The 8,261-nt window shown below is 68.8% G+C and carries 5 protein-coding genes; 1 reads left to right on the top strand and 4 read right to left on the bottom strand.

The window, feature by feature from the left end:
* Window positions 1-456 precede the first annotated feature (456 nt).
* The 4 genes from FMEAI12_RS17605 to FMEAI12_RS17590 form a co-directional block, all read right to left on the bottom strand.
* Window positions 457-2,103: a GMC oxidoreductase gene (locus FMEAI12_RS17605; RefSeq protein WP_112106891.1), complete on the bottom strand. Its 1,647-nt coding sequence runs from the start codon at window positions 2,101-2,103 to the stop codon at window positions 457-459.
* 168 nt (window positions 2,104-2,271) lie between these two features.
* Window positions 2,272-3,825: a HAMP domain-containing sensor histidine kinase gene (locus FMEAI12_RS17600; RefSeq protein ID WP_112106890.1), complete on the bottom strand. Its 1,554-nt coding sequence runs from the start codon at window positions 3,823-3,825 to the stop codon at window positions 2,272-2,274.
* Between the two features lie 6 nt (window positions 3,826-3,831).
* Entirely contained in the window at window positions 3,832-4,515 is a 684-nt protein-coding gene (locus FMEAI12_RS17595) for a response regulator transcription factor (protein WP_112106889.1), read from the bottom strand.
* A gap of 88 nt (window positions 4,516-4,603) precedes the next feature.
* The gene (locus FMEAI12_RS17590) at window positions 4,604-6,802 is read right to left on the bottom strand and encodes an MMPL family transporter (RefSeq protein ID WP_112106888.1); all 2,199 of its coding nucleotides are present in this window, start codon (window positions 6,800-6,802) and stop codon (window positions 4,604-4,606) included.
* A 306-nt stretch (window positions 6,803-7,108) separates the two neighbouring features.
* On the opposite strand from FMEAI12_RS17590, the gene FMEAI12_RS17585 reads away from it, so the two are divergent.
* Window positions 7,109-7,726 (top strand): TetR/AcrR family transcriptional regulator, encoded by a 618-nt coding sequence (locus tag FMEAI12_RS17585; RefSeq protein WP_112106887.1) that lies wholly within the window; start codon window positions 7,109-7,111, stop codon window positions 7,724-7,726.
* Window positions 7,727-8,261: the final 535 nt, after the last annotated feature.

Below are 8,261 nucleotides of genomic sequence, written 5' to 3'. Positions count from 1 at the left end.
GCACCCACCCGACCCGCCACCCGCAGTCGCCCCAACCCCGGGGTCCACCGTCCGTCGCACACGCATCCTCGACGGGCTGATCAACGAATACCGCAACGCCGCCTGACACCTCCCGGGGAAGACCGGATCAAACCGCAACAGGCCAGATCACAGGCCGAATCGGGATTCTGGAGCCCCACAGGGTCGGCCGACGAGCTGGCCTGCTTCGAAGACGGCGCCGGCGCAGACGAGGGCGACGAGGCAGGGTGCGTTGACCGCCCGCCAGCGGGTTTGGGCGGCAGTCGAACCCGTCGGCGTTGGAGTTGTGGAGCACGTCGCGGTCCCAGGCCTCTGAGGCGAACGTCATCTCCGTGATCTTCGTCGGGCTCATGCCCTGCGCGGACAGCGGGATCGGCTGCGCCCGCTGCCAGGTCACCGGCGACCCCGACGATCGCCGCACGATCCGCGGTCACGGCACTAGAACAGTTGTCCGATGTCCTGGCGGACGATCGTGGCCATGCTGTGTTCGGCCAGGGCGGCGATTGTCATGGACGGGTTGCAGGCGCCGGTGGAGCCTGGGATCCGTGCGCCGTCGAGTACGTAGAGGCCGCGGTGACCGAGGATCCGGCCGTACTGGTCGACGGCGGGTCCCATGGGAACTCCGCCCAGCGGGTGCCAGGTTGAGGGCGACGTCTCGTCGGTGTCGGTCATCGTTCCACCGCCCGCCGCGGCCAGCCGTTGCATGCGGGCGGCGATCAGCTGTTGCAGTGTGGCTTCGGCGGAATCGGGCCAGGTCAGCGTGGCGTCGTCCTTGTTCGGGTCGTAGGCCCAGCTGCCGGCTGCCTGAACGATCCCGAAGCCGACGACGGTCATCATCTTGACTCCGGGGAGCTGCACGGGCGATCCGGCATGGATAAGGGTGAACGGGATCGGGCTGAGCGGGTCGCGGCCACCCACGCAGGCCGGGCCGCCCTGCTGGGTTCCGATGTCGCCGTTCATTCCGGTCCAGGCATAGATGCGGTCCCCGTTGTTGCCCCACTGGGTGCCGACGGCGTCGGGCAGATCCGGTACGAGCTTCTTGGCACGTGCCCTGACCAGGAGCCGTGTCGTGCCGGCGGAGCCGGCGTTGAGGAACACCGCGTCCGCGACGATCCGTTTCCTCTCCTGGACGGCGCCGGCGGTATCGATCCGGTCGACGGCCAGCACCCAGCGCCTGTTCGGGTCGAGTGAGATGTCGCGGACGACGTGCAGCGGCTCCACCCGCACCCGGCCGGTCCCCTCCGCAGCGGCCAGGTAGGTAACGTCAATTGAGTGCTTGCCGCCGTTGTTGACTCCGAACGCCAGGTCGCTGGTGGTGTAGGTCGGCTGGTTCTCGCCCTTGAGCTCACCCCGGACGAAGCTCCAGTCGACGGGCAGGGGAACCCGGAACGGCTGCAGGCCCGCGTCCGGTGCGGTCGCCTGGAACAGCCGGGACGAGCGGTAGGGGTCGGTGTTCAGGATGTCGTCGGGGATCGTGGAGATCCCCAGCATGCTGGCGACGGTCGGGTAGGCCCACTGGTTCAGCTCGTCGTAGAGGCCGGCCGCCGCCGGCATGGAAACGGCGAAGTTCTCTCTGGTCGGCTGCAGTGTCATGCCGTGGTAGGTCAGCGAGCCGCCGCCGACTCCGGCCCCGCAGTTGATGTCCATCCCGGTCCCCGTCACGGTCTCGATCACCCCGGTGAACGGCTCCCAGGTCTTGTCGACACCCCGGATCGGGCTGTGGTCCGTCAGCCAGGAGGAGCGGTTGTCTATGGTGCTGAAACGGCAGAACGTCGTCGCGTTGGGCCCGGTCGGCCAGCGGATGCCGCGTTCCAGGACCAGCGTCGGGACCCCGGCCTGGGCCAGCCTCAGCGCGGTCACGCCCCCGCCGAAGCCGGTGCCGACGACGACGGCACGTTCCCGCGTCTCGATCACGGAGGCCCCTGCGGCGGTGGCGGTCTGCCCCCGTGTGCCGTCGGCGCGGGCCATCAGGCCGCCGGCCGCGGTCGCACCGAGCGCGGCTGTACCGAAAGCGGCCGCTCCGAACATCTTCCGGCGGGTGAGCCCCGAGGCGGTGTTCTTGCTGGTGGAAGCGTTCTCGGACATCGTGACTCCAATGCAATCCGCTGTGGTGCATGCCGAGGTAAAAGTCTGCGAACAAGAACCCCTGAGGCGACGATCCGCTCGAGTTCGGCGCGCGACGCTGGTGTCCAGCGTTCTAAGGCGCACCCGTTGACGTTGTGGACCGGCCGCAGCCCGGGATCGGCGCACCGCTCACTGGCCAGCGTCGTCGACGGGGGAATGCGCACCCCAGGGTGAGGCCGGGCGAGCCGCAGGGTTCGCGTGGTGACTGGACTGCTCCGCACGAGCAGCATGCTCGCCGGCCAAGCTTGCGCCGTCTTGAGCGTTGGTTGCGGGTTTCCTGGGGGCGCCGGCTGTGGGCAGCTCAATGTGGACGGACGTCCCATGCTTCGGTGACGTGTTGAAGATGATCTTCCCGTCGTGGGCTGCGACGATCGCCGCTACGATCGGCAGGCCGAGTCCCGAGCCGGGACGGGGGCGGCTGGCGTCAGCTCGCCAGAACCGGTCGAACGCCCGTTCGGCATCCTTGGGGCGCATCCCCGGCCCGGTGTCGCTCACGTCAAGAAGCGCCGTGCCACCGGCCTCGTCCAGCCGCAGCGACACCGAGGTGGTGGACGGTGTGTGTATGAGGGCGTTCTGTAGGAGGTTGGCGACCACTTGGCGTAGCGCCGCCTCCTCCCCGCGGACGACGACCGGGCCGCACACACGGCACTGCAGGTCGCGGGACGGATATCGCTCAGACGCTTCGCGTTCGACGTCGCGAACCACCGTGGCGAGGTCGACGTGGCCGTGCTGGCCGAATCCGCTTTCGTCCAGCCGGGCGAGGAGCAGCAGGTCCTCCACGAGATCTGCCATACGGCGGCCCTCCCGCCCGATCCGGTGCATCGTCTCGTCGAGGTCAGCGCCCCCGCGCAGGTGTCCGTGGCCCCACAGCTCGGCGAGGCCGCGGATCACGGAGACGGGCGTGCGCAGTTCGTGCGAGGCGTCGGCGACGAAGCGCTGGAGTCGATCCTGGGTTCCCTGCTGCTCGTCCAACATGACGTTGAAGGCGCGAGCCAGATGACCGGCTTCCGATCGGGACGACCCCAGCGCGTCCACCCGCCGCGACCGCTCGCCCGCAGAGATCGCGTCGGCGACCTGTGCCACGCGGGTGATGGGGCGCAGGCCCAGCCGCTCCACCCAGTAGCCGGCGGCCACCAGCACGATCAGCACGCACGCGCCGACGGCGAACACCACCGAGCGAATCCGCCCGGTCGTGGCTTCCACTCGTGCCAACGACTGGGCTAGGAGCACATCCCGGTGACCCGTCCCGACGACGAAGACCGCTCGCCACCGTTGTGATCCGGATGTCGAGGCCACGGTTACCGCGCGCGGCGAGGTCGATGGCCGCGGTCCCGCGGCCGGTGCCATAGGCGCCTGCCCTGCGGCGCCGGTCGGCGCGAGTATCACCGTGCGGCGGTTCCCCGACAACACGGCCAGGTAGGTGTAGTTCAGACCGTTCTGAACGTTCCGGATAGCTGAGGCGGCACCGGGTGGAGCGCCCGCCGACCCGACAGGCGCGGAACGGTCGGGTAGCGGTCCCGCCACGTCGAGAGACACTGCCGCGGCGCGCGCCGCGCCGGTGAGCTGCTCGTCGATCTGGGCGACCTGGGCGGTCCACACGGACTGGATCAGCAGGTAGCCGGCAAGCCCGAGAACCCCGAGCACCACCCCGCCGGCCACCGCCAGCCGCAGTCTGAGCGTCACGGCACGTCATTCCTCGCTGAGGCGGTAGCCCACGCCACGCACGGTGTGGATGAGCCGCGGGGGCACCGTGTCAACCTTCCTTCGTAGCGAGGAAATGAACGTCTCCACGACCGTGGACTCACCATCGAAGCCGTAATCCCACACGTGGTCGAGAATCTGCCCCCGGGTCACCACCCGACCGGCGTTCCGCAGCAGAAACCGCAGCAGCTTGTACTCGGTCGGCGACAGCGCAATGGGTCGGCTCCCGATGGTGACCCGGTGAGCATCCTCGTGGACGCTTAGCTCACCGCATGTCAATAAGGATGGCTCCGCGCCCACACCGCGGCGGCGCAGGATCGCCCGGGTCCGGGCGACCAACTCCTCTGCACTGAACGGCTTGGGTAGGTAGTCATCGCCGCCGAGCGTGAGACCCCGCACCCGGTCCTCGAGGCTCCCGCGGGCTGACAGGAATATGACTGGCACGTCCACCCGGGCTGCGCGCATCCTCTCGCAGACTTCGAAACCATCAAGGTCGGGCAACATCACATCCATCACGACAAGGCTGATCGAGGTGTCGCCGCCGACGAGGCGTAGCGCATCGCGCCCGGTAGACACCTCGATCACCTCGAAGTCCGCCAGCCGCAGCGCCATGGCGACGACGTACGAGACGTTCTCCTCGTCTTCGACCACCACCACACGAGCATGCGCCATTCAGAAGACCTCGGTGTTTTCCGTGATCAGGGTCCGGTTGGAGCGGAAGACGGGGAATTTATCCGGCCGCTGTCGGCGGGTGGTGTGTTCAGGCGGGTGCATGTTCGTGGGTGGTATCGAGGGGGTCCGGTCCATCGTCGAGGAGGTGGCGTAGTTTCTCGCCTTCGACGTCGAGGTTGGGCAGGATCCGGTCAAGCCAGCGGGGTAGCCACCAGGCGGCACGGCCGAGCAGGGCCATCACCGCCGGGATGATGGTCATGCGCACGACCACCGCGTCGAAGAGCACGGCGACGCCGAGAGCGAAGCCGATGGACTTGACGATCGACTCGGGCGACAGGATGAACCCGGAGAAGACACTGATCATGATGAAGGCCGCGGCGGTGACGACCCGGGCCCCGTGACCGAACCCGGTGATCATGGCCTGGCGCGGGGTGCTGCCGTGCGAGTATTCCTCGCGCATCCGCGTGACGAGGAAGACCTGGTAGTCCATGGCGAGACCGAACACGATGCCGACCAGGATGATGGGCAGAAGGCTGATGATCGGCCCGGTCTGCTTGATGCCGAAGACGTCGGCGAGCCAGCCCCATTGGAACACCGTTACGACCGCGCCGAATGTGGCCGCGATGCTGAGCAGGAAGCCGAGGGTGGCTGTCACCGGCACGAGCAGGGACCGGAACACCAGCAGGAGCAGGACGAACGCCAGGCCGACCACGACGATCAGATAGGGCACGAGCGCGTCGCCGAGCTTCTTGGAGACGTCGATGTTGATGGCGGTCAGACCGGTGACACCGATGCTGGCGCCAGGCACCGTGCCGTCGATCTCCCGGATGGAGTGGACCAGTTCCTCGGTCGCGGCGGCGCTCGGTTCGCTTGTCGGGATGACGGTCAACAGCGCGGTGTCGCCCGCCGGATTGATGACCGCCGGGGTGACCGTGGCGACGTCGCGGAGGCCATGGATCGCCTGTGTCACCTGGTCCGCCGCCGCCTGCGCCGACCCGGCGCCCGCGTCGACGGTGACGGTCAGCGGCGCGTTGAAGCCAGGACCGAACGCGCCGGCCAGCAGGTCGTAGGCCTTGCGTTGGGTGGTGTCGGGTGCAGCGGCGCCGTCATCAGGCATGCCAAGTCGCAGGTCCAAGGCTGGGATCGCGATGACACCAAGGGTGATGACTCCGATGAGCAGCGCCACGACCGGGCGGCGGGCGATCGCCCCGGCCCGCCTCGCGCCGATGTTGGGCCCCGGCGTGGCACGGTCCGCCTCCAGGTCGCGGGCATGCAGCCCACGAGGCTTCCGGGAGATCCGCCGGCCGGCGAAGCCCAGCAGCGCCGGCAGCAGGGTCAGCGCGATGACCACGGCGACGGCCACGGTGAACGCGGCGGCCAACCCCATCTGGGTGATGAACGGAATGCCCGCGACCACCAGCGCCGCGAGCGCGATCACGACGGTCAGGCCGGCGAACACCACCGCGGAACCAGCGGTGCCGACCGCCAGACCGGCTGCCTCTTCCCGGTCGCGGCCGGCGGCGAGCTCGTGCCGGTACCGGGAGACGATGAACAGCGCGTAGTCGATACCCACCGCCAGGCCGATCATCAGGGCGAGTGTCGGCGTGGTCGACGACAGGTTCACGAACCCGCTCATCGTACTGATCGCGCCGATGCCGATCGCGATGCCGAGGATCGCGGTCAGCAGCGGCAGGCCGGCCGCCACCAGCGAGCCGAACGTGATGAACAGGACTACAGCGGCGACAGCGATCCCGACGACTTCGCCCGCGCCCTGCTCCGGCTTGACCCGCACCGCATCGCCGCCGACCTCGACGGTCAGGCCCTGGGCGCGAGCCTCGTCCACGACGGCGGTGAGCGCGTCGCGGGCCTGATCGGTGAGGTCCGCCGACGGCACCTGGTAGGTCGCGCTCGCGAAGGCCACGGTGCCGGCGGCGTTGACCGCGCCGGACTGGAACGGGTCGCTGACCGAGGCGACCTGTGGCACCTCCTTCAACTGCGCGATCGCCTGCTCGACCTCCGCCCGCACAGCACTGAGCTGCTGACCGTCCGACGCGGCGAACACGACCCGCGCCGTGGCGCCATCGGCGGACGCCTGCGGGAAACGCTCGTTGAGGAGGTCGATCGCCTGCTGCGACGGCGTACCCGGGATGCGGAACGTGTCGGAGGTCGACTCGGACAGGGTGGCGGCGCCGGCCAGCGCGGCGGCGAGGACCGCCACCCACACGGCGGTGACCAGCCACCGCCGGCGGAACGCGAACCGGCCAAGCCGATAGAGGAACGAGGCCATGTAGGGGCTCCTGTTCGAAGGTGCATGGGATCGCCCGGCCACAGGCGGCCGACGGCCACGGGCGTGGCGACCGGGTCCCGCTGGTTCCAGCGGTGCCGGATGACACCCGAGACGCTAGCCGTCCAGCAAGTGAAATGCTAGCTGATCGTAAAGTGCATCACTTGTCGAACGGCCAGGATCTTGCTTTACGAACGACTGGTTGATGTCCTAGCATCGACGAGTCGAGCGCTAGCTGGCCGGCAGGTTGCTAGCTTGTCAATCGGCAAGCTAGTCTGTGAGTCCGTAAGGATTCAGCGAGGAGTAACCGTGACCCCCGCCGCACTGAATGCACCCGGCGTGACCGACACCCGAGGGCGCATCATCGACACGGCGGTCCGCCTGTTCACCAGGCACAGCTACGCGGGCACCTCGCTGCAGATGATCGCGGACGAACTGAGCGTCACCAAGGCGGCCCTCTACTATCACTTCCACACCCGCGAGGAGCTACTCACCGCGGTAGTCGAGCCGGTGCTCGGACCATTGCGCACCATCATCGAGGCCGCCGAGGCGCAACGCACCCCCCACGCCCGCGCGGAGCACCTGCTCACCGGCTACGCCGCCCTCGCCGTGCGCAACCGCGCCGTGATCTCCGTGTTGGCCGCCGACCCCGGCGTGACCGACGTGCTACTCACCCAGCGCGACCTCGGCGACCTGATCAGCCGCCAGGTCCGTCTTCTCGCCGATGTCGACCGCGGTCCCAGCGGGCAGATCAAGGCCGCTATCGTGCTGGGCGGAATCGCCGTCGCGGTCGCACCGAGACTGATCGACCTGGACGACGATGTCCTGCTCCAGCACCTCGTCGAGGCGGGCCGCCGCACGCTGGGGCTACGCACGCCACGGCGGGCCACCCACAACGCGGCCCCCGGCCAGACCGGACCTTCCTGAGAGGGTGTTCTGTGCGGTTTCGCCGGGTTTCCGGTTGAGTTGATATCTGGTACGCGGGGTCGATCGTATTGCGTTCGGGGGCTGATGCGTTCTACTGGGTGTGGCCAGACGGCAGCCGCGCGGTCGCCTCAGGTAACCATCAGGTGTCGTCGCGGCGCGAGGACGTTGGCGTCCCGGTTCCGGCTGAGCCCCCGGGCGCGGGACGGCTAGTCTGCCCGGGGTCCTCGCCGAGGAGGGTGAGGAGTAGCTCGCGGAGCGAGCTAAGGCCGTCGGGGCTGAGCCGGGTAGACCATTCCTGCTCGACCGCCAACGCGGTGGCGCGCATCGCGCGTAGTGCCGCCAAGCCGTGGGCGGTGAGCCGGACAATTTTGGCCCGACCGTCGTGGGGGTCGGCGGCCCGCTCGACGTAGCCTGTGGGGCTCCAGAACCCCGATTTGGGCGGTGACCTGCACGTTTGCCTGCCGGACTGGGCCTGTGTCGGGCAGGCTGGATGGTCATGGTGTGGTCGCTGCTCCACGCCCTGACACGCAACGCT

The sequence above is a fragment of the Parafrankia sp. Ea1.12 genome (assembly GCF_900465275.1).
Lineage (GTDB): Bacteria > Actinomycetota > Actinomycetes > Frankiales > Frankiaceae > Parafrankia > Parafrankia soli.
This window is presented reverse-complemented; position numbering and strand designations above follow the sequence as displayed.